We start from the raw sequence: 21,275 nt of genomic DNA on the forward strand, positions 1-21,275 counted from the left end.
AGTTCTACAAGCAGGGCATCGAGCGCAACCCGGACAGCTACGAGCTGCTGCACGAGTTAGGGATGCAATACTACATGCTGCACATGCGCGACCCGCAAGGGGCGCTGCCTTACCTCAAGCGAGTGGCGGAACTGCCAGCACCGGTTCCGATGAAGCGCACCTATGCCCACGCCCTCAACCGCGCAGGCAAGCCGAAGGAAGCCGCCGCCCAGTGGATGCGCATCCTCAAAGAGCACCCCAACGACCCGATTGCGATCAAGGAGTTGAAGAAGCTCCGCGCGGAGGGGAAGGTCGGGGAGGAACGATAGCTGCATGTCGAACGATCTAGGAGTTGACCTCGCGTTCCCCGGGGGAGGAGTGGCCGCATACACCGGAGCGATTCGCGCCCGCCAGCGCGGGGCGTCGGTCGCGCTGGTGGAATACGGCGACCTCGGCGGCACCTGCCTCAACCGCGGGTGCATCCCGGCGAAGGCGCTCATCCACTGCGCCGAAGTCGCGCGCCGCGTGCGGCGGGCGAAGGATTTCGGCATCAGGACGGCGCCGCCGGAGGTTGACTGGTCGGGCGTGGCTCGCCACGTGCAGTCAACGGTAACGCGCCTGCGCAAAGGCGTCGAGTTCCTGATGGATAAGAACGGCGTGCAGGTGGCGCGCGGCCGCGGGCGCCTCGCCGACGCGCGCACCATCGAGGTCGCGGGCGACGACGGCCGCGGCGTCGTGCGCGCCGACAAGATCATCATCGCCACCGGTTCCGCGCCCGCCTCGATTCCCATCCCCGGCGCCGACGAGCATACCGTAACCACCGACGACATCTTCAACATCGAGGCGCTGCCGCAGCGGCTCGCGGTCATCGGCGGTGGCTACATCGGCTGCGAAACCGGCTACGCGCTCGCCGAGTTGGGCGCCGCGGTGACAATCCTGGAGATGACCGATCGCATCCTCCCCACGGTTGAGGCGGACCTCGCGGCGGAGCTGGCGCGGGCGCTCAAGCGCCTGGGCGTCGAGATCAAGGCGCCGGCGCGCGTCATCGCGGTCGAACCGCGCAACGGCGGCAAGGTCGTCAAGTTTTCGCAGGGCGCCGGGGATGAGGAGATCGAGGCCGACCTGGTGCTGATGGCGGTGGGGCGGCGCCCGGTCGTCGAGGACACCGGCGCACGGGAGATCGGGATCGAAGTGGATCGCGGCCGGATCGTCGTCAACCAGCGGATGGAGACGGGGGTGAGCGGGGTCTACGCTGCCGGCGACGTCATCGGCGAGCCGCTGCTCGCGCACGCCGCGAGCGCCGAGGCGCGGGTGGCCGTAATCAATGCACTCGGCGGTGAGGCGACGATGGACTACCGCGCGATGCCGTTCTGCATCTACACCTCGCCCGAGGTGGCGTCGGTCGGGCTGACCGAGACGCAGGCGCGGCAGCAAGGGCTGGAAGTCCGCGTCGGGACCTTTCCGTTCCGCGCATTGGGCAAGGCGATCGCCATTGGCGAGCGCGACGGCTTCGTCAAGGTGCTCGTCAGCGGCGACCGTCTGGTCGGCGCGCAGATCATCGGGCCGGCGGCGACCGACCTGATCGCGGAGGCCGCGGCGGGGATCTGGGCGAACGCGCCGGCGGAGCATTTCGCGGAGGGCATTCGCGCGCATCCCACGCTGGCCGAAGGAACCGCGGAGGCGCTCGACGACGCGCTGGGGTATCCCCTGCACAAACCGAAGGGCTGAGCGGGCGGCCGTGTGTCCTCGCCGCGGTTGCAGGCATCGCAGCGGTGCCAGGAGGGTGAAAATGGAAGAGATCTCTCGCGTCATGAAGCAGGCCGGCGTAAAGGACGTGCTACGCATCCTGGAGCAGGATGCTCATACGACCCCTGACCAGATCGCGGAACGCACCGGGCTGTCCAAGCGCCGCGTGACCCGCGTCATCCGGGAACTCGAGTCCGCGGGCATCATCCGCAAGTACAAGGCGGTGGTCAACTGGGAGCGCACCGGGGCGGAGCGCGTCTATGCCTTTATCGAGGTGCGCGTGACGCCGGAGCGCGGGCGCGGGTTCGACGCGGTCGCGGAGCGCATCCTGCGCTTCCCGGAGGTGCACTCGCTGTACCTGATGTCGGGCGCGTATGATCTTCACGTCGTGGTCGAGGGCGGGAACATGCGCGACGTCGCGCTGTTCGTCGCCGAGAAGCTGGCGACGATCGAGGGCGTGCAGAGCACCGCGACGCACTTCGTCCTGCGCCGCTACAAAGTGGACGGCGACATCCTCGAGCAGCCCGAGCAGGCCGAGCGGTTGCCGATCAGCATGTGAACGGAGCTCTCGCTTGACCGACGCAAAGGACATCATCTCGCAGCGCGTCCGCGCCCTGCAGCCCTCGCCCATCCGGCGCTTCTTCGATCTCGTCGAATCCATGCCCGACGCGATCTCCCTCAGCATCGGCGAGCCGGACTTCGTCACCCCCTGGCACATCCGCGAGGCGGCCATCTACAGCCTGGAGCGCGGCCACACCCATTACACGCCCAACCGCGGCACGCGCGAGCTGCGCGTCGAGATCTCACGCTACCTCTCCCGCCGCTTCGGCCTGGAGTACGATCCCGACACCGAGATTCTCGTCACCACCGGCGTGAGCGAGGGGCTCGACCTGGCGTGTCGCACGCTCCTCGACCCCGGCGACGTGATGGTCTTTGCCGAGCCGTGCTACGTCGCCTATCGGCCGTGCGCGGCGCTCGCCGACGGCGTGCCGGTTGGCATTCCGACGACCATCGAGCAGGGCTTCAAGCTCACGCCCGAGCAACTGCGCGGGGCGGCTACCGGGGCGACCGTCCTGTTGCTCGGCTATCCGAGCAACCCCACCGGGGTGGCGCTCGACGGGAAGGAGATGGCGGCGCTCGCCAAGGCGGTCGCGGACCTCGGACTGACCGTCATCGCCGACGAACTCTACGCGGAGCTGCGCTACGACGGCGCGCCGATCAGCTTCGCCGCGGTCCCCGGGATGCGAGAGCGGACGCTGCTGCTCAGCGGCTTCTCGAAGGCTCTGGCGATGACGGGGTGGCGGTTGGGATACGCGTGCGGCCCGGCAGAGATGATTGATGGGATGACGCGAATTCATGCCTACACCGCGCTGTGCGCGTCGGTCATGGCGCAGCGGGCGGCGACGGAGGCGATGCGCCGGGCGGAGCGCGAGGTCACGGAAATGCGCGAGGAATACAACCGGCGACGCCGCGTCGTGCTCGCGCGGTTGAAGAAGATTGGCCTCGACTGCTTCGAGCCGCAGGGCGCGTTCTACGCGTTCCCTTCCGTCGCGAGCACGGGCATGACCGCGCAGGAATTCGCCGAGCGGTTGCTGCTCGAGGAGAAAGTGGCGGTGGTGCCGGGGGATGCCTTCGGCGAATGCGGCGCCGGCCACATCCGAATCTGCTACGCCACCAGCATGGCGCTGCTCGAGGAAGCCCTCGACCGCATGGCGCGCTTCGTCGGGAAATAGCGGCGGTGGTACGCCGCGGCGCTATCCCTGCCGACCCGAGGTGACTGCTCGTGTCCTCCGCCAGCACCGGTGCGTCCGCCCGCGTGCGCCGGTTCGCCCCAGCCGCTTGCCTCCCCATCGCCGTCGCCCTGGCGCTGCTCGCGTGCTACTGGTTCACCCTGGCCCCCACCATCACCGAAGGCGACTCCGGCGAGTTGTGCATGGCCGTACACACGATGGGGGTGGCTCACCCCACCGGCTACCCGCTGTATCTCATCGTCGGCAAGCTGTTCGACTTGCTGCCGCTGGGCGAGCCGGCGCGCAGCATCGCTCTGCTCAGCGCGGTATCCGCTGCCGCCGCAGGCGGCGTGATCTGCTGGATGCTGATCTTGCTTACCGGCAGCGCCGCGGCGGGAGTTCTCGGCGGGCTGGCGGCCGGGCTCAACTGGTGGGTGTGGCGCGAAGCCGACCAGGCGGAGGTCTATGCGTTCCACGCCTTTCTGGTCTGCCTCATACTGGCGGCATTCGTGCGCTGGCTGAGCCAACGCACGCCCGCGCGGCTCTGCTGCGTGGCGTTCTTCTGCGGGGTGGGGTTGACGCATCATCGCACGGCGCTGTTCTTCTCGGCGCCGCTGCTGCTGTGGGCGATGGCTGCGACGCGGCCTTTGTCCGCCCGGTCAGTGCTCCGCGCCGCGGCCTGCGCCTTGCTCCCGCTGCTGCTGTACCTCTGGCTGCCCTTGCGCGCCGCCCACGACCCGCCCTTGAACTGGGGCAACACGAGCGCCAGCCTCGCGTTCTTCATCCAGCATGTCAGCGGCCGCGCTTATCTGCCGCTCGCGTTCGGCGCCGCCCCGACCGCTGCCCTGGCAGAGACCCAACTCCTGGTGCTGCGGCTGTGGAAGCAATTCGGAGCCGCGGGCACGGCGCTGATCCTAACCGGCATGGTCGGCCTGATCGGCGCGCCCCGGATGCGCCCGCTCGGCGTCTCGCTCGCCATCGGCTTCGTGCTCGTCGCCGCGTGGTCGGCCTTTTACAGAGTGCCGGACACCGCCGCCTTCTATACCGCGGGCATGCTCGTCGTAGCGTTGTGGTGCGGCGCCGGGCTGGGCATGGCCGTCAACGGCGCGCGGCGCCTGAAGCTCGGCCCCGCTCCGGCCCGCCTGGTTGGCGCCGCGGCGGCAGCAGTCGCGCTCGCTCTCCCGCTCAGCCTGCTCGTCAAGAACTGGGCGCTGGCCGACCGCAGCCACCAGTACGATGTGCTGGAAGCCACCGCGCTCTCCATGGCGGGCGTCGAACCCGATGCCGTCGTCCTGCTCAGCGGAGAGCTTCAGTCCTCTTCACTCTACTACTGGCACGTCCTTCATCCTCAGTCCGCGCCGACGTTAGTTCCCGCACGCCTGGCGTTCACCCCATGGTGTGTGCCGCTGCTCGACCCTGAGATCCGCGCCGCGGTCGCGTCGGCGCTGACCGCCGCTGCCGATTCCCGGCCCGCTGCGTTCGCGTACGCCATACGCGAACGACTCGACCCCGATCGTCCGTTCTACACGAATGTCAAACTCGATGACGCGCCCGCGGGCTATGTGCTGTTGAGAGATCCGTTCCTGAGCCGCCTCGTCCCGCCGCCCGGCCTGCCTCAAGCTCCGGACGCTGCCGGGGCGGGTCCAGTGCTTCAGCTTCCCGGCGGAGCGGGAAGCATTCTGGGCCTCGATGTGCCGCCCGAAGGGAGGAGGGGGGAGCCCTTCGCCGTTACCGCCGCGATCCGCTGGACCGGGCGCGCGGTGCCCGCGGGCGACTTGCGTTTGGTGTTTGCGCCGGGCGACGCGGTCGCTGATCAAGCACCCGCGGGCGGCCACTACGCAGAACGCGTGACTCCGGTCCTGTTTGGCGCGGCGCTGCCAGCGAGCCGTGCTGGCTATCACTACGAGCAGACGGTGTACGCCATCCTCTCTCGCAACGCTCCGGCGGGACCCTGGCAGGTGTCGGTGCAGGTTCGTGACGGCGCCGCGCAGACGCCGCTCGTGCCGGGGGGCATCATTGCAGTGCGCTAGCTGGCGTCAGATTGACCGCGACGCAGGTCAGCGCTGCCGAGTCCTCGTCGCCTGGCTTAAGCGTACAGGCCGCGGGCGCGCTTGATCCAGCCGAACGATCAATACAAGCGGGCAGCCGCGCCGATGATAGAATACGCCCTTCGTCGTCGGCCTACGTCGGGTACGGCGCCACCTCGAGCAGCGTGACCTCCAACGGCGCCAGGCGCAGGCGTTCGGCATTCACGACTCTTTGCGTGCGCAACTCCACCGCCGTCGCAAGCGGCCAGTCGGACCTGAGTCGCACCGCCACCGGCTCGCGCCGATGGTTGATGAGATACAACAGCCGTCGCTGACCGAGCACCAGGCTGCGGCACTCAACTGCCCATTCATCGGCCGACACCAGCCTGCGCAGCCCTGCCTCCCGCGCGGCGCCGCGGACGAGAGACCACAGCTTCTCCGCGTCAACCGACGGCGGACATTCGATCACCACGCCGCCGGACTGCTCGAACGCGCGAATCCTGCGCCGTGTTTCCTCCGGCGGCTCGCACCCGGCGGGCAGGACGAGCACTTTGCAGTCGCTGAGCCGACCGTCTCGAATGCGCCGGTCGGTCACGACGCCGACATCCACGTCCTGGAACAGGCACGCGAGGTACGCCTCCGCGAGCCCGGTGCCGCCGTAGTGAATCGCGAGCGGCCCGCGTTGACGCTGAAACGCGTGGATCTCCGGACCCAGGCGCAGGAAGTCCAGCGCCGTGTGGCCCAGGGCCTCCACCGCCGCCGGGTGCCAGTAGATGCTGACGGCGTCCACGCGGTCGTACACCCAGCAGGAACTCATATCCCTGCCGTGCAACGCCAGCGCCCACAGCGCCGCGCGCGCGTAGTCCCCGGGCATCGGGTACGTGCCGCCGCTGATGTGATACTCGCCGTCCATGATCGGCTTGTCGGGATTCAGGGAGCGATGGAAATCGTGCCGCAGCAGGGGCCATGCGAAATCCGCCGCCAGCCGCCCGCTCCAGTCCGGCCATGACGGCATCGCGTCCATCCCGTTCGCGGTCAGCACATCGCCCACCGCTTCACGGTCCACCGACATCACATCCTCGGTGCTGATCGTCTTCATGTGAATGGGGTGAGACGTGTCGTGCTTGTGCACTTCGCCAACGTACCACGTGATGAAGTCGGTGACGTTCTGCGTCCCGAATGCGCTGAGCGCTTGCCACTCATCCATCCCGGGGTGCGCGCGGCGGAACGCCCGCCAGCCGTCCGCGGGGAAGTCCGGAATGAGCCGGTACCATGCCTCGTTGATGAGGTCGTAGCTGAGCAACGCCGGATGATCGCGCACCTCAGGAATCGCCACCGCCAGATGCCGCTGGACGAAGTCGCGGAAGTGGGGGTCGGTGATCGCCCACGGCATGAAGCCGTTGGTCTCCTGCCGCCAGCCGGTGGGGTCGGTGGACGGCCACTTTTCCCGCGCCCAGCCCGGGAAGTAGTGCGGCGACAGCAGCAGGTCGCACACCATGCCGTGCTCCGCCGCCGCGTCCAGGACCTGCTTGATGCCGTCCATCCCCGCGGGCCGGCGCTCGTTCTCCGCGGGCAGCGTCGACCTCGGGCCGACCTCGATGCTGAGGCTCGTGTACGCCATCGCCGAGAGCTGCTCGAAGTATCCCGGCGAGAACCAGCCACATACCCCGGCGAGCATCACCGCACGTTCGCCGCTGAAGTAGCTGCCTTCGCGGGCGCGCAAGCCGCGTAGGCTGACGTCGGGCACGCGCGGCGTCCGCCCGGGATCGCCAATCGCCTCGGACAGCTCGCGCTCGGTGCGCGCCGCGCATTCCAGCAGGAACTCCGCAGCGCGTTTGGCCACGAAGGGGTCGCTCGTCTCGGCGAGCATCGAGAAGACCTCGCTGCGATAGCGCTGCAACACGGTCAGCGAAACGGTCGCGTACCGCGTCTCGGCCCCCGCCGCCCGGGCGTCGCCGAGGAGCCGCTCGATGCGCCCAATGCTCGCGTCGAGCGGCTGCAGCATCGCCTCGAGGTCGGAGCGGTCGAACGTCGGATTGACCGGGCCGACGCCCGCGGGATACACCGCCTCGAAGTGCCCGAAGTGGTAGTGGAGCGGGCCGGGCTGGTAGTTCTCACCCGCTGATTCCTGGGTCAGGATCGCGATGGAATCGAGATCCCGTATCGGCTCGGCGCCCACGCCCATGGGAAACGTGTCGTCGAGCGGGACGGCGGCCTGGGACCACTGACCGCCCTCCAGTCCCGCCAGCGGCACGCGGCTGCTGACCTGGCGGCCAGCGGTGTCGCCGAGCACGACCCAGAGGTACGGGTGCTCGCCGAAGACCCAGAAGCGCACCGCGGTCGGCAGCGGCAGACCCAGACCTCGGCGCTGGATCCCGTGTACCATCTGCCCGGCCTTGCTGATGACAACCTCGACCTCCAGGCTGAAATACGGATCTTCTTTCGGCCACGGGCTCAGGCCGACGGTCGTGCGGCCGATGGGCTCCCACTGGTCGAGCGAATCGAGCGTGATGCCGTCGAAGACGTACGCGTTCTCCTCCGCCGTCGCGCTCTGGGGGTCGGCGGCGAAGGCGCAAGCACCGAGGAATACCGTGACGCAAGCCACCGCGAGAACGTGCCTCATGTCTCATGCTCCTCACGCGGGGTCAGACGGGGACATGATTCGCGTCGCCGGCGCGTCTGCCCTACCGCGGGTCTGCGGCGCCAGGCGCGACCATCGAGGGCAGGGGGCTATGTCGTGACCACATGTGGCCGGCGCAGGGACTGGTGGGCCATTCCGTCGTTCGCTCGTGGGAAATGCGGCACGCAACGGCGCGGCGGCACGTCCGCGGCCGCGATGCCTAAGTGTCACTCGCTGCCGGCCAGCCCCGCCAGGCGCTGCGCGCACGCGCGGCGCCAGTGGTCGGCGCTGAGGCCCTCAGCGTAATCGAGCCACCCGGCAGCGCCCCGATCCAACGCGCGCAGAGCGCCACGGAACGCCCCGCGAGCCGCCGCGAGGTCGCGCCGCGAGCACTGCGTCACTCCGAGGTGGTAGTACGCGGGGACCAGCCCGTCGTCACTGTACACTGCCTTGCCGAAGTGCTCTGCGCTTTCGTCGAGGTCCCCCGCGCGGCTGGCGACCAACCCGAGCGCATAATGCGCCGGCCCGAGCAGCGGGTCGCGGGCGAGAAGTTCCTGGCACAATTCGGTCGCCAGCTCAGCTTCGCCGCGCATCGCGCTGAGCCACGCCAGCAGCAGCCGCGGGCGCACGGAGCGCGCCTCTCCTGCGAAAGGCCCGAGCGCTTGCTCGGCTTGTTCCCAGTCGTCGGCGGCGACGGCGGCAATGGCCCGAGAGCACGCCTCATCCTCATTCGGGCCCACGGCTCGTGCCGTGGGCGAAAGGGTCAGGGCAGCGCGATGGTTGAGGCCCCTCGATGCGGGCGCGGGTGCTGCGGGGCGCGCGGGCGATCCCGTTCGACGCTGCTCAGCCAACGCGGGCAACAGCGGCGGCTTGACGTGGATGAACGCTCCCGCCGCTTCGATGGTCTCGAAATCATCGCAGATCGAGCACAGGCTCTCCGTCGGGCTGAGCACTAGGAACCCGCCGGGGCGCAGCACATCGCGGAATCTCGCGACGACCTGCCGCGCCGTCTCCGGGCGGAAATACATCGTCACATTGCGGCAGAAGATGATGTCCCAGCCGTCGCCCGCCGGGCGCGGGTAGCGTGGGTACGCGAGGTTGAATTCCTCAAAGGCCACGCGCTCGCGGACGTCCGGGCGCAGTTCGTATCCGTCCGGCCGGCGACAGAAGTAGCGGCCGAGCCGCCCCGCCGGCACGCCGCGAAGAGCGCGCTCCTGGTAGCATCCCCGGCGCGCGCGCTCGACGGCCTCGGCGCTGACATCGGTGGCCAGAATGCGCACCTGCCAACCGCGCAGGGCGGTGCCCATCTCGGCGAGGGTAATCGCGATGCTGTACGGCTCCTCGCCGGTGGAACAGCCGGCGCTCCAGATGCTGAGGGTGCCGGTGCCGCGCTGTGCGATGATCGCCGGCACCACAACGCTGCGCAGGGCCTCGAACTGGGACGGGACGCGAAAGAACGCGGTCTCGCTGATCGTGATGTGGCGCAGGAGCTGACGGAACTCGTCGCCGCCGCCGGCGCAGGCAACCAGCCGACGGTAGTAGTCCCCCCAGTCGGCTGCGCCGGAGCGAATGAGGCGAGCGGCAAGCGCGCGCTGCAAGGCGTCGCGCCGGTAATCCGGGTAGTAGATGCCGGTGCGATCCTCGATCAGCTGGCGAAACCGCTCAAGCTGCTGTGGAATCAGTTCGGGCCGGGCCTCGCTCGCGCCCCAACCCGCCAACGTAGCGCACACAGTTGCGGCCGTCCTCCTTCGCAGCGTAGAGGGCGTTATCGGACTCGGTGATGAGATCGTCCGGGGCGGCGACCGGCACCGCGGGATACGCCGCCACGCCCAGGCTGATGGTCAGCCGCAAGGGGTCGGATTCCTCGCCGAACCGCTTCTCGGCAACCGCGAGCCGCAGGCGTTCCGCGACTTCCACCGCGCCCTCGAGGCCGGTCATCGGCAGGATGATGGCGAACTCTTCGCCGCCGTAGCGCGCAGCCACATCGTACTCTCTGATCTGGCCGCGGATCGCGGAGACGACTTGCGTCAGCACCAGGTTGCCGGTCTGATGACCGCAGCGGTCGTTCACCGCCTTGAAATGGTCTATGTCGAGCAGGATGAGCGCCATCTCCGAGCCGGAGCGCCGCGCGCGGGCAAACTCCTCCGCTAGGCGCTCGCGCAGGTGGCGGAAGTTGTAGAGCCCGGTCAGCTCATCGCTCACCGCCATGACCTGCACAGTGCGATAGAGGCGGGCATTGTCGAGCACGATGTAGACCTGGTCCGCGACGGATGACAGCAGGGCCTGGTCGTCTTGCGCCACCGCAGCCTGAGTGCGACCGGCGAAGGCGAGCAAGCCGACCGGGCGGTCTTCGGCCTCCAGCGGCAGGGCGATGAACTGCTCGAGGTCGTCCGCGGGTTCGCCGGCCTGCGATTCGTCGAACACGCTGACGCGCCACTGCTCGCGCGGCGGCACCCGGTCTATCTGCGCCGCGACGGCGTTGAAGCAGTCTTTCTCGAAGCGATCGAGGCACGAGCGGGTCACCGCCCGCGCCTGACGGACATAGAGTTCTCCGTGCTCTTCCTCGGACAGCGCGACGCCGGCCAGATGGTAGTCAACGAGCTGGCTCAGGATCTTCATCACCGCGTTGGCGCACTGCTCGAGATCCTGGAGCGAGCGCGCGAGGCGCGCGATTTCGTTGAGGATCGTCGTCTGGAACAGGCGCCGGTCGAGCAGGTCGTTGAGGCGGCTCAACAGGTCGAGCGGCGCCGTCTGGGTGCCCACCGGGCGACGCGCGCCCGGCTTCGCGATCGGGCGCTTGGCGAGTGTCTCGCGCACCACCGCGAGCAGTTCGTCGGGGCTGCACTCCTTGGTCAGATAGCGGTCGGCCCCGCTCTGCACGCCCCAGAACTTGTCGCTCACCTGATCCTTCGACGTCAACAGCAGCACCGGCGTGTCGCGCAGGTTGGCATCGCTCTTAAGCAGGCGACAGACCTGGTACCCGTTCATGTGCGGCATCGCGACGTCGAGCAGCACCAGGTCGGGGCGTTCGCTGAAGGCCTTTTCCGCCGCCCCAATACCATCCGCTGCCGCCGTCACCCGAAACCCTGCGCCCTCCAGCAGCGCCTTCAGCATTTCCACGACGGTCGCGCTGTCGTCGGCGACCAGTATCAACTCATCAGCCATCGGTGACTCTTACGTTCCTCTCATGACACTGCCCGCGGCTCCGCGGGCAAGGCGTGCTATCCAATGAGACGCTCGATGGTTTCGAGCAGTACGTTCTGGTCGAACGTGCCCTTGGTGATGTACGCATTCGCCCCCAGCTCGAGCCCGCGGCGCTTGTCCTCGAGACTCTGGCGCGAGGTCACGACGACGACCGGCAGCCTGCCGTACTTATCGCTGTCACGCACGCGCTCCAAGAGCGCGAAGCCGTCCATGTGCGGCATCTCGAGATCCGCCACGATCAGGTTGAACGCCCGCTCGGAGAGCCGCGCCAGCGCCTCCAGGCCGTCGCCTGCGACCACGACTTCGTAGCCCGCCTGCTCGAGGATGGCGCGCTCGAGATCGGCGGTGATGACGGAGTCCTCGACGAGCAGGACCGCCTGGCGCGGCCTGGGCTGCACCGGCGGCACGGCGCGTTCGGGTTGATAGCTCTGGGCCACCTCGACCAGCCCCGGGATGTCGAGGATCGGCACCACCTCGCCGTCGCCGAGCATGGTGGCCGCCATGACCTTGCGCTGATTGGAGAAGTGCGGCCCGAGGGGCCGCAAGATGACCTCGCGCTCGTCAAGCACCTCGTCGGCTGCCAAGCCGAGGCCCTCACCCGCCGCCTGCACCGACACGATCTGGCGGCGGTGGCCGTTGCCGCCGTTGGTCGGCGCCAGCTCCATGATGCCGGCCAGGCTCACCACCGGCAGCGTCTCGTCCTCGACGGTGACGGCCTGCGGCAGGTCTCCGTTACCCGGCGCGGTAACGATTGAGCGCACGAACGAGCTGGGCATGGCCATGTCGAGTCCGCCGGCGCGCACCAGGATCACGTGCATGATAGCCAACGTGAGCGGAAGCTCCAGGGTCACCGTGCAGCCAGCGTCCTCGTGGGAGACTATGGTCACGGTGCCGTTGAGGCGACGCGCGACCGCGCGCACGACGTCCATGCCCATGCCGCGGCCGGAGACATCGGTTATCATCCGCGTCGTCGTCACGCCGGGCAGGAACGCGAGCTCCAGCGCCTGCTGACGCGTGAGATGCTCGGCGGCGGCGGCATCCACCAGCCCGCGCTCGACCGCGTTCGCTTTGAGCGCCTCGACATCAACGCCCGCGCCGTCGTCGCGCACCGTGATGACAATATGATTGGCGCGCGTGGTGGCGGTCATTTGGATAACGCCCGCCCGCGGCTTGCCCGCGCGCTCGCGCCGCTCGGGCTCCTCGATACCGTGCGCCACGGCGTTGCGCAGCAGGTGGAGCAAGGGCTCGCCGATCTCCTCGATGATCTTCTTGTCGAGATGGGCCTCGCCGCCCTCGACGATGAACTGGATCTCCTTGTCGTATTCAGTCGCGAGGTCGCGCGCGGCCCGCGGGAACGCATCGAACACCGTTGATATGGGCAGCATGTGCAGGTCTATAGCGAGCTCGCGCAGCTCGTCTATGACGAGCGAGGCCCGATGCGCCTCGGCCTGGAACGCCTGACGGAGGTCGGCCAGTCCGGCTGTCACGCCCCGCTGTTGGGCGACCGCGGCGGCAAGGTCGCGCGCGGCGGCCGCTGCGGACAGCGGCGTCCGCTCCGCGCTCTCCATGCGCACTGCCAACTCGGCAAGCGCTCGCTGGAGGCGCTGCATCTCCTGCACGGCTCGCGCGAGCTGTTGGTCGGTACGCTTGGCCTGCTCGACCGACGAAACGAGGTCGAGGCTGAGGTTGGACAGCTTCTCGAGCTTGGCGACCTCGACGCGCACGGTGTGCTCGGGACCGGCGCTGCGCTGCGCGCGCGATCTCGCGCGGGCGTCCGGCGGCGACTCTGCCTCGGGCGCTGCAGGGGCTCGCGGCGCGGGCGCGGACGGCGATCCTCCCCACCGCGCCATGCGCTTCACGAGGTCCTCGGTGTCCGGCGCCTCAGGGCCGTTTGCCGCCTCCTCCACCAGCGCCTTCAAGGCGTCCGTGGCTTCGAGCATGGTGTCGATGGCCTGGCGGGAGGGCGGCTCGGCCGCGTCGCGCAGGGCGCTGACGACCTCCTCGAGGCGGTGCGCAAGGGCGTCCACTTTCATCAGCCCGATCATCCGCGCCGACCCCTTGAGGGTGTGCGCCTCGCGCAGTAACTCGTTGAACAGCTCCTGGTTCTCCGGCTCGCGTTCGAGGCGCATTAAGCCCTGCTCGACCCGGGCAAGTCGTTCCCTGGCCTCGGTCACGAACGTCTGCAAGAACCGCGATAGCTCAAAAGGCTCGGGCATACCTTGAACTCACGTTCGGCGCTCTCGGGTCGGGCGCGGCCTAGCGCGCCGCGTCGCTGGCCCCGGCGCCCGCGCGCGCTTCCTGCTCCGTCCGGGCGAGCGCGCGCGCATCCAGCAGAATCGCCAACTCGTCCTCCCGAACGACGATCCCCTCAACATATCCCCCGCGCTGCGCCGCAGCCGCGAGACGCGGCAGCGGATGGAAATTCTCCAACGGCGCCGCAACGACGTCCAGGGCCTCGTCAATGCGCACCCGTACACGCGCGGCCCCGACCCGCAGCACGAGCACGACGTCCCGCTGCGCCTCGCGCCCTATCTCCGCCGCCAAGTCCACCACGGGCAGGTGTCCGCCTCGCGAGCGCTGCACTTGCTCCACATTCTCGGCGAGCACCGCAAACAGGACCTGTCCGGCGCGGAAGAAGACGACGTCTATCGGCGCCCGCAGCCGATCGGCAACCGCTTCCTCTTCGGCTTCTCCGACGCTCGCGGCGAGCGGTCGGCGAACATCGCCTGTTCCGTGCGCCCGCGAAGGCGGGCGCGCCAGGTCCAAGGATCCCCCGGCCGCTCGGTCTAGCATTGCAGAACCTTATTCACGTCAAGCACGCCGATCAGGCCGCCGCGCACCACCACGTGCCCTTGGAGGTAGTGTGCCGTCGGCGACGCCATGGTCGAGCGCGGAGGCTTGATGTCGTCGGCGAGCACTTGCACGATGTCCGGGCACGAGTCGCAGCCGAGAGCCGCCGAATCGGCGCCGGGCCGGGCAATGACAAAGTACTCCGGCGTCGCGGGCTGCTGGCTCAGCCCGAGCATAACCTTGAGGTCGAACACCGGCAGGATTTCTCCGCGAAAGCTAGTGACGCCCAGCACGTGCGGCGGGGTCGAGGGGATCGGAACGATCGCTTGCCGCGCGATGATGCCGCGCGCGTGATCGGCGGGTACGGCGTAGGATTCGTTCCCGAGACGGAAGGTGACGAGCGCAAGCGACTCGGGCGCCCGGTGTTCCGCATGGCGTTCCGCCCGCAGCCGCGCCGCGCGCTCGGCTACTCCTTGACTGGTCGCTTGTCCGGCCATTGCTCCACCCCAGCCCAGGCGCGACGACACCCGCGCCCGTGCTGCCTGGCGCTGTCCGCGGCATCAACTCGGAGCCGTCAGGGCGTGCCGCAAGGCCCGCCTGCACACGCTTTGCTCGCCGGCGACATAATGCACCCGATCCGCGCGGCAACCACATTCCGTGGCGTCACCCCGCGGATCACAAACGGCCGGCGCCAGCGCCAACCACCGCGCGCACGAACAGCCCGGACTACTTATTCCACAATACGGCCGCTTCCGTGCCTAGGGGTGGGGCGAGAGAGAGTCGAAAGGGCGACGATCGCAACACATGCGCGTCTCGCGCATCAGACGCGAGACCTGGTCGCAGCCGCGTCGAGCACCTGCTGCGGCTTGAGCGTGCACGCGGGCGGATTCGGCGCGTGTGGGCACGCGTTGGAGCGAGAGTTGCTGCGGACTAGAGGACTGCCGCGCCCTTGGGCCCGGGGCGACCGGGGTCGGAGACGACCAGCGACAGATCCTGCTCGTCGCCCGACGCGAGGATCATGGCGTCCGAGCGGACGCCGCGGATAACGGCGGGCTCGAGGTTGGTAACGGCGATGACCCGTCTGCCGACGAGGTCATTGGGGTCGTAGCACAGGGCGATCCCGGCGATGGCGGTGCGGGCTTCATCCCCGAAGTCGAGGGTGAGCTGGAGCAGCTTGTCGGCGCCCGCCACCTTGGTCGCGGCGATGATCTCGCCGACGCGCATCTGTACCTTCTTGAAGTCTTGGATCGTGATCATTGATACCCCCGGACGGGATGTGAGGCTCAGCGGCAGGTGCTGCAACTGCGGCCGGAGCAGCCCGCGCAGCTGCTCGACGACGCCGTCGCGGCGCCCGCGGTGCGTCCGCCGGAACGGGCGGCGAACGCGGACATCAGCCGCTTCAGGCGCTTTCCGGAGCATTGCGGGCACGCGACTCCGCGCCCGTTGCTGCCGATGCGGCACAAAGCCTCGAATTCGTGCCCGCATTTGGCGCATCTGAACTCGTAGATTGGCACCGTCTCTTCCCCTGTTCGCCCGGGCCGCGAAGCCCGCGCCCGGCTCACATGAATATATCACCGGCTCCCCGGAGTGTCAATGCGCGCCGCGTCGAAGCCCTTGGTCAACGCCGCGCCGAGCGACGCATAGCGCGCGTGTCGCGCCGCTTGTTCTCGCATCTCTTTTGTGCTAGACTAGCGAATTGGGGGAAGGCTTCTATGGCCCAACGCCTGCGAGACGCGCGGCCGACCCGCGCGGCAAAGGCCGATGCGGCGAAGCCGCGCGTGATTGGTCCGTTCTCGATCATCGCGGATAAGCTCATCATTCTCGCGGCGGTCGCGGCCGGCGGTGCGTTGATCTACCTCGTCTACGGCCTGGTAAGTGGCCACATCACTTCGTTCCCTCATCCCCCGGGCAGCCAGCGGTCGCTGCTGTCGGAGCCGGCGCAGGCAGTCTTAACGCGGTGGGTGCAGACCGCCACGAGAATCCTCGCCTGGGGCACCGTCCTTGCGCTCGTCCTCGCCTTGCTGCGTTACTATGATTCTTCGTCGACGATCGCGCTCTCCGCGGCCGTCGGCGGCGTGTTCTACGTCGGCCTGCCGGTGCTTGTCACTGGGGTGCTCGGCCATCAGTACCGCCCGGCGAACGAACTCACCGACGCGATCATCATCGGGACGCAGGCGGCGGGAAAGCTCATCCTGATTCTGGCGGCGGTGCGCGGAGCGATTCACTTTCTCGTCGTCGCCGTGCGGCGGCCCAGGCGCGCGCCGGTCCGCCGTGGGGCGAGCCCCGCCGGCGCGCGAGCGCCGCGACCGCAGTCGCTGTTGCGCCAGTGCTGGGAACTCGCGCGGTGCCAGGCGAGCGGCAGCGCCTGTCCCGCCCTGCGGCGGCGCCGCTCGTGCTGGAAGATCGGCTCGGGATGTCTGTGCGACCTGAGGCTTGCGGAGAAACTCTCCCAGGGCGCGGAGGCCTGGACGCACGAGGAGGTGAGCGCAGTACGATATCGCGCCGCCACGGGCCGACGCCCGTGCCGCACGTGCCCGATCTACGAGGAGCACCAGGAGTACAAGTACCGCCTGTTCCAGTGGTCCGCGTATCCTGTGACAGCGCTCGCGATCTGGGTCACCCTGCCCCTGCTGCACGTGGGCTACGACGGCTCGCTCAAGTTCCTGGAACGCATGATGGCGGTGCTCGCGTTCACACCGAGCCGCGCCTCGTCCGCGCCGACCGACGGCGTGCAGTCCATCGTGCTCGCCTCAAACGTGGAGTGGGTGTTCATCGGGTGCCTCGGCCTGTTGCTCGTCACGTATGTCCTGCACGGCATCGACCGCGCGGTATTCAAATGGGGCTGGTAGAGCAAACGCGCCGTGTTCGGGCGCAATCCGAACCGTGACAACGCCGCGTTTCGGCGGTGCTCGGAGAAAGGGAGCGTCAGTTTGTCTGAGCAGAGCAATGAATTCCGTATTCCACCAGTCATCATCTATGGCCGCGGAACCCTGCACAGAGCCGGTGAGCAGGCGCGCCGATTCGGTCGGCGCGCGCTCGTCGTCTCCGGGCGCACCGCGACGAGAGGCGCCGGTGTCGCCCAACGCCTGGTTGACATCCTGACCGCATCCGACGCCGAGGCCGCCCTGTTCGACCAGGTCGAGCCGGAGCCGTCCGCCGAAACGGTTGACGCCTGCGTCCAGGCCGCGCGCGAGGCGGTCGCTCAAATCATCGTCGGCATCGGCGGCGGCAGCCCGCTCGACGTCGCCAAGGCCGCCGCCGGCATCTTCACCCTCGGCGGAAAAACGGAGCAATACCAGCCGCCCGAGAGCAAGCCGATTGATCGCCCGTCGCTTCCTTTCATCGGTATCCCGACGACATCAGGCACCGCTGCCGAAATCACCCAGAACGCGGTCATCCGCAGCCCGTCGCTCAAGGTCAAGATCGGCATGCGCAGCCCGTACTGGGTGCCGCAGGTCGCCATTGTTGACCCCGCGCTCACCGATTCCATGCCGCCCGACCTCACCGCCCGCACCGGGGCCGACGCGCTGACCCACGCGCTCGAGGGCTACGTGTCGCGGCGGGCGACGCCGGTAACTGACGCCCTCGCGCTGAAGGCGATGCAACTGGTGGGGCAGTACCTGCGGCGCGCGGTGCGCGACGGCGCCGACACCGAGGCGCGCGACGGCATGGCGCTGGCGAGCATGACCGCGGGCATGGCCTTCGCCAATACCGGCGTGGGCGCGGCGCATTCACTGGGCCATCCGCTGGGCGCGCTCCACGACGTGCCCCACGGCACCGCGTGCGCCGTGTTTCTGCCCTACGTCATGGAGTACAACCTCGACACGACCGGTCGCAAGTTCGCCGATGTCGCCCGCGCCCTCGACCGCACGACGGATGAGTTGGATCCTCGCGAAGGCATTCGCGCCGTGCGCGACCTGTTCCGCAAACTCGATATGCCGCAGACCTTAGCCGAAGTGGGCGTCAAACGCGAGGAGCTTGCCGCGCTGGTGCCCGGGACGATGCTCTCCGGCGCGCTCAAGAGCAACCCGCGCGCCGTCACCGAGGCCGACGCCCTGGGCATTCTCGAACGCGCGTGGGTGGGGACGGAGTAGACGCGCGGTCCCGAGATCGCGCGGGACGGAACCGCGCGACGCACTGAACTCGGGAGCCATCACGTCCGTTGCACAACTGGCGCCGCCGTTCCCCTCCTCGGCTACTCGCCGCCTCGCGCCTCTGCCTCCACCTTGCTTTCCACCGTCGGAAGCGTGAAGTAGAAAGTGCTGCCTTTGCCCAGCTCGCTCTCGAAGCCGACGGTGCCCTCGTGGGCCTCGACGACGGCCCTGGTGATATACAGCCCCAGCCCTGCGCCCGGCGTCTCCGGCGCCGGAGGCTCGGAGCCCCGGTGGAAGCGCGTGAAGAGCCGCCCCTGGTCTTCACGCGGGATGCCGACCCCGTGGTCGGTGACGTAGAACTGCACCGCGCCGTCGGCGGCGCGGGCGCCGACGACGATCTCGCTGTCCTCGGGGGAGAACTTCACGGCGTTACTGAGCAGATTCGCCAGCGCCTGCTGGATGCGCTCGGAGTCCGCGAGCACGTCCGGCAGCTCCGGCGCGACTTCCGTGCGAAACTCCCGCTTGAGGCCCGGATACGTCGCTCGCGTGACCGCCTCGCGGCAGAGGTCATCGGGCCGCATCGCGCGCCGCTCGATGCGCAGTCGCCCCTCCTCGATCTGGCTCATGTCCAGGAGATCCGAGATCAGGTGGGTCAAGCGCTCGGACTCGACGGCGATGACGTCCAGGAACTCCTTGCGCGTGTCCGGCCCGAGATGATCGAACTCGCGCGCCAGCGTCTGCGCGTAGCCGCGGATTGATGTCAGCGGAGCCCGCAGCTCGTGCGACGCAAGTGAGATCAGCTCCTCGCGGAACTTCGCCGTCGCTTGGCGCTGGTGCTCTTCGCGCTCGAGGCTGTCGAACCAGCGGCGCACGATGACGAGGATGATGATCAGCGCAGCGAAGAGGTTAATCGTCTTCGGAATCGCCACATAGTACGGCTCGGCGAGGAGTGCATGAAGACGCGGGGCGATGAGCCCCGTGCGCGCGGTGTACCACACGCCGAAATAGACGCTCTCGATCAAGGTGCGCGCGCCGTCTATGAGGAGCACGATCAAGAGGACGGTGAGCAGCGGGTAGATGCGCTTGAAGCGCCCGTACTGCCTGGCGTAGAAGATGACGATGGCAAGCCAGAACAGCACCAGCAGCCAGTAGATGATCGCCGTGAGGAACGTCATGTAGCGTTCGATGAGCAAACCAGTCACGGCTGTGTCGCCTCCTTGCCGCGCGGCCCGGACTATTTGTGACGAGCGCAAGCTTGGGGCAGATTGCCCGCCGCGGCTACGCCTGAGGTCCACCCGCCTCCGGCGGGCGCACAAGAGTCATTACCGAGGTTCGTACACTAGGGGAGAACGCAACGGATGGCAGTGCTCTTCCCGAACGAACCTCGTCCGGAAGAGTCTGCGGACATCACCGGCGCTCCGGTAATACCCGAGACTCGATGATTACCCGCGAGCAGCGCCTGCGGCTCACGCAAGGACGATACCGCCGGCCTGCGACAGGTATGAATAATGCAGGCTGGCCTCGTCGCCGCAGAACGGCGCGCTTGGCCACGCCGCCCCGGGTGCGTCGCCGGGCTCCAACGACTCACAGCAACAGCCCCCGTACGTGTCTTGCCCGGCGGCGCTCTCATCCCTGCTCAGCCGAGCCGACATAGGTGCGGCTGCGCCCCTCGCGGCGGTCACCCGCTGCTCCGGTTCCCGCGGGCGAAAGGGTGTGTGGCCTCGGCCGGCCAAGAGGGAAACCTGCGGCCGGAGTCCCACCGAATGCCAAGGGATCACGCACGGCCGAGAAGGGAGCCGTCATGTCCAGCGATCGCGTTCTCAACCGCAGGCAGTTCCTCGGTCTCACCGGCGCCGCCCTGGTCGCGGCGACGCTTGAGGGATGGCGTGCCGGCCCCGCCTTCGCCCTCGACCGAGCCGCAACGGCTGCCGCCCTCGACATGCGCCGCGGCGCGAGCGAACTCGTCGCGCAGCCGCTCTTGATGTACAACCTCGCCCATCGCCGGGAAGCCACCACATGGCGGCCGTGGGGCGGAGTGCAGACCGAGCAGGCGGTAAACCAGGAGGCGCGGCGCATCGGCCGCGAGCTTCGCGATCTCTGCGCTTCGGCAGACTTCGCGGTGCGCACACTGCCGGTGACCAGCCTCGCCGGCACGCACGAGGTGCCGAACCTTAGAGAGACGCCCGCCGACGTGCTGTTGGTGTACGCGGCGGGCGGGGGCACGGACACCCTCGACGCGCTCGCCGGGCTCGGCAAGCCGATGATCGTCTTCGTGCGTCAGGACTCGGGGCCATATTACCTCTGGCACGAGATCGTCCACGCGCGGTTCCTGCGCAGCCATACGGATCGTCTCGCCCAGACCAACGTGGATTTCGAGGACGTCGTGGTGGACGACAACGCGGAGATCCTCTGGCGGCTGCGGGCGCTGTTTGGGCTGAAGAATACGCTGGGGCGGCGCATCGTGTGCGTCGGCGGGCCGGGCGGGTGGGCGTGCCCGCAGGCGCCGGACTTGGCGCGCGAGCGCTTCGATCTCGACATGGTGACCGTCCCCATCCCCGAACTGAACGCCATGATCGAGGCCGGGCGCGAGGACGCGCGCCTGATGGAGCGCTGCCGGCGCGACGCTCAGGCTTACCTCAGCCCGCACAACGTCACCCTGGAAACGACGCGCGAGGCGGTGACTGAAGCGTTTCTCCTCGCGGAGTTGTTCCGCGACCTGATGCGGGAGTCCAAGGCGTACGCGATCAGAACCAACGGCTGCATGGGCAGCTACGCCGGCATCATGCCGTGCCTCACGTTGAGCCTCGTCAACGACGCCGGCAACATGGCGTACTGCGAGTCCGACTTCGTCGTCATCCCGTCGGGCATCCTGATGCACTACATCTCCGGCAGGCCGGCGTATCTGTGCAACCCGACGTACCCGCACGAGGGGCGGATGCTGTTCGCGCACTGCGCCGCGCCCCGGCGGATGGACGGGAATAAGCTCGAACCGGTGCGGGTCGTGACTCACTTCGAGTCGGACCACGGCGCGGCGACGAAGGTTGAGTTTCGCAAGGGCCAGGTGGTGACGATCATCAAGCCGGAC

General features: G+C 68.6%; 17 protein-coding genes. 8 read left to right on the forward strand and 9 right to left on the reverse strand.

Going from position 1 to position 21,275, the window contains the following annotated elements; all coding sequences use genetic code 11:
- The 5 genes from JSV65_15905 to JSV65_15925 all read left to right on the forward strand — a co-directional run.
- On the forward strand, window positions 1-308 hold a 308-nt coding region (locus tag JSV65_15905; GenBank protein UCH34020.1), incomplete at its 5' end, for a hypothetical protein.
- Between the two features lie 4 nt (window positions 309-312).
- The gene (gene lpdA, locus JSV65_15910; protein UCH34021.1) at window positions 313-1,707 is read left to right on the forward strand and encodes a dihydrolipoyl dehydrogenase; all 1,395 of its coding nucleotides are present in this window, start codon (window positions 313-315) and stop codon (window positions 1,705-1,707) included.
- Between the two features lie 82 nt (window positions 1,708-1,789).
- Window positions 1,790-2,284, forward strand: coding sequence for an Lrp/AsnC family transcriptional regulator (locus JSV65_15915; GenBank protein UCH36811.1), 495 nt, complete (start codon window positions 1,790-1,792; stop codon window positions 2,282-2,284).
- A gap of 100 nt (window positions 2,285-2,384) precedes the next feature.
- Window positions 2,385-3,458 carry an aminotransferase class I/II-fold pyridoxal phosphate-dependent enzyme gene (locus JSV65_15920; GenBank protein UCH36812.1) on the forward strand — a complete coding sequence of 358 codons (1,074 nt, stop codon included), beginning with the start codon at window positions 2,385-2,387 and terminating at the stop codon, window positions 3,456-3,458.
- A gap of 50 nt (window positions 3,459-3,508) precedes the next feature.
- Window positions 3,509-5,485 (forward strand): DUF2723 domain-containing protein, encoded by a 1,977-nt coding sequence (locus JSV65_15925; GenBank protein UCH34022.1) that lies wholly within the window; start codon window positions 3,509-3,511, stop codon window positions 5,483-5,485.
- A gap of 151 nt (window positions 5,486-5,636) precedes the next feature.
- Here JSV65_15925 and JSV65_15930 read toward each other — a convergent pair whose 3' ends face one another.
- From JSV65_15930 to JSV65_15965, 8 genes are all read right to left on the reverse strand, one after another.
- The gene (locus tag JSV65_15930; protein ID UCH34023.1) at window positions 5,637-8,105 is read right to left on the reverse strand and encodes a hypothetical protein; all 2,469 of its coding nucleotides are present in this window, start codon (window positions 8,103-8,105) and stop codon (window positions 5,637-5,639) included.
- Between the two features lie 224 nt (window positions 8,106-8,329).
- The gene (locus JSV65_15935; protein ID UCH34024.1) at window positions 8,330-9,832 is read right to left on the reverse strand and encodes a protein-glutamate O-methyltransferase CheR; all 1,503 of its coding nucleotides are present in this window, start codon (window positions 9,830-9,832) and stop codon (window positions 8,330-8,332) included.
- Entirely contained in the window at window positions 9,765-11,267 is a 1,503-nt protein-coding gene (locus tag JSV65_15940) for a diguanylate cyclase (GenBank protein ID UCH34025.1), read from the reverse strand. The genes JSV65_15935 and JSV65_15940 overlap by 68 nt, the downstream gene beginning before the upstream one ends.
- A gap of 56 nt (window positions 11,268-11,323) precedes the next feature.
- Entirely contained in the window at window positions 11,324-13,522 is a 2,199-nt protein-coding gene (locus JSV65_15945) for a response regulator (GenBank protein UCH34026.1), read from the reverse strand.
- Window positions 13,523-13,562: 40 nt separating this feature from the next.
- Complete coding sequence (locus JSV65_15950) at window positions 13,563-14,099, reverse strand: chemotaxis protein CheW (GenBank protein ID UCH34027.1); 537 nt, start codon at window positions 14,097-14,099, stop codon at window positions 13,563-13,565.
- Window positions 14,093-14,593 (reverse strand): purine-binding chemotaxis protein CheW, encoded by a 501-nt coding sequence (locus JSV65_15955; protein UCH34028.1) that lies wholly within the window; start codon window positions 14,591-14,593, stop codon window positions 14,093-14,095. Before JSV65_15955 ends, JSV65_15950 begins: the two co-directional genes overlap by 7 nt.
- Before the next feature lie 433 nt (window positions 14,594-15,026).
- Entirely contained in the window at window positions 15,027-15,353 is a 327-nt protein-coding gene (locus JSV65_15960; GenBank protein UCH34029.1) for a methionine--tRNA ligase subunit beta, read from the reverse strand.
- 26 nt (window positions 15,354-15,379) lie between these two features.
- A complete protein-coding gene (locus JSV65_15965; protein ID UCH34030.1) occupies window positions 15,380-15,610 on the reverse strand; it encodes a zinc ribbon domain-containing protein in 231 nt (76 codons plus the stop codon).
- 198 nt (window positions 15,611-15,808) lie between these two features.
- On the opposite strand from JSV65_15965, the gene JSV65_15970 reads away from it, so the two are divergent.
- Together JSV65_15970 and JSV65_15975 are read left to right on the forward strand one after the other, a co-directional pair.
- A complete protein-coding gene (locus tag JSV65_15970) occupies window positions 15,809-16,945 on the forward strand; it encodes a hypothetical protein (protein ID UCH34031.1) in 1,137 nt (378 codons plus the stop codon).
- A gap of 81 nt (window positions 16,946-17,026) precedes the next feature.
- Window positions 17,027-18,190 (forward strand): iron-containing alcohol dehydrogenase, encoded by a 1,164-nt coding sequence (locus tag JSV65_15975; GenBank protein UCH34032.1) that lies wholly within the window; start codon window positions 17,027-17,029, stop codon window positions 18,188-18,190.
- Window positions 18,191-18,291: 101 nt separating this feature from the next.
- On the opposite strand, the gene JSV65_15980 is transcribed toward JSV65_15975, so the two are convergent.
- Window positions 18,292-19,392 carry a hypothetical protein gene (locus JSV65_15980; protein ID UCH34033.1) on the reverse strand — a complete coding sequence of 367 codons (1,101 nt, stop codon included), beginning with the start codon at window positions 19,390-19,392 and terminating at the stop codon, window positions 18,292-18,294.
- A gap of 599 nt (window positions 19,393-19,991) precedes the next feature.
- Here JSV65_15980 and JSV65_15985 point away from each other — a divergent pair.
- A partial coding sequence (locus JSV65_15985) for a sugar isomerase (GenBank protein ID UCH34034.1) occupies window positions 19,992-21,275 on the forward strand: 1,284 nt, incomplete at its 3' end.

The sequence above is a fragment of the Armatimonadota bacterium genome, from assembly GCA_020354555.1.
Lineage (GTDB): Bacteria > Armatimonadota > Hebobacteria.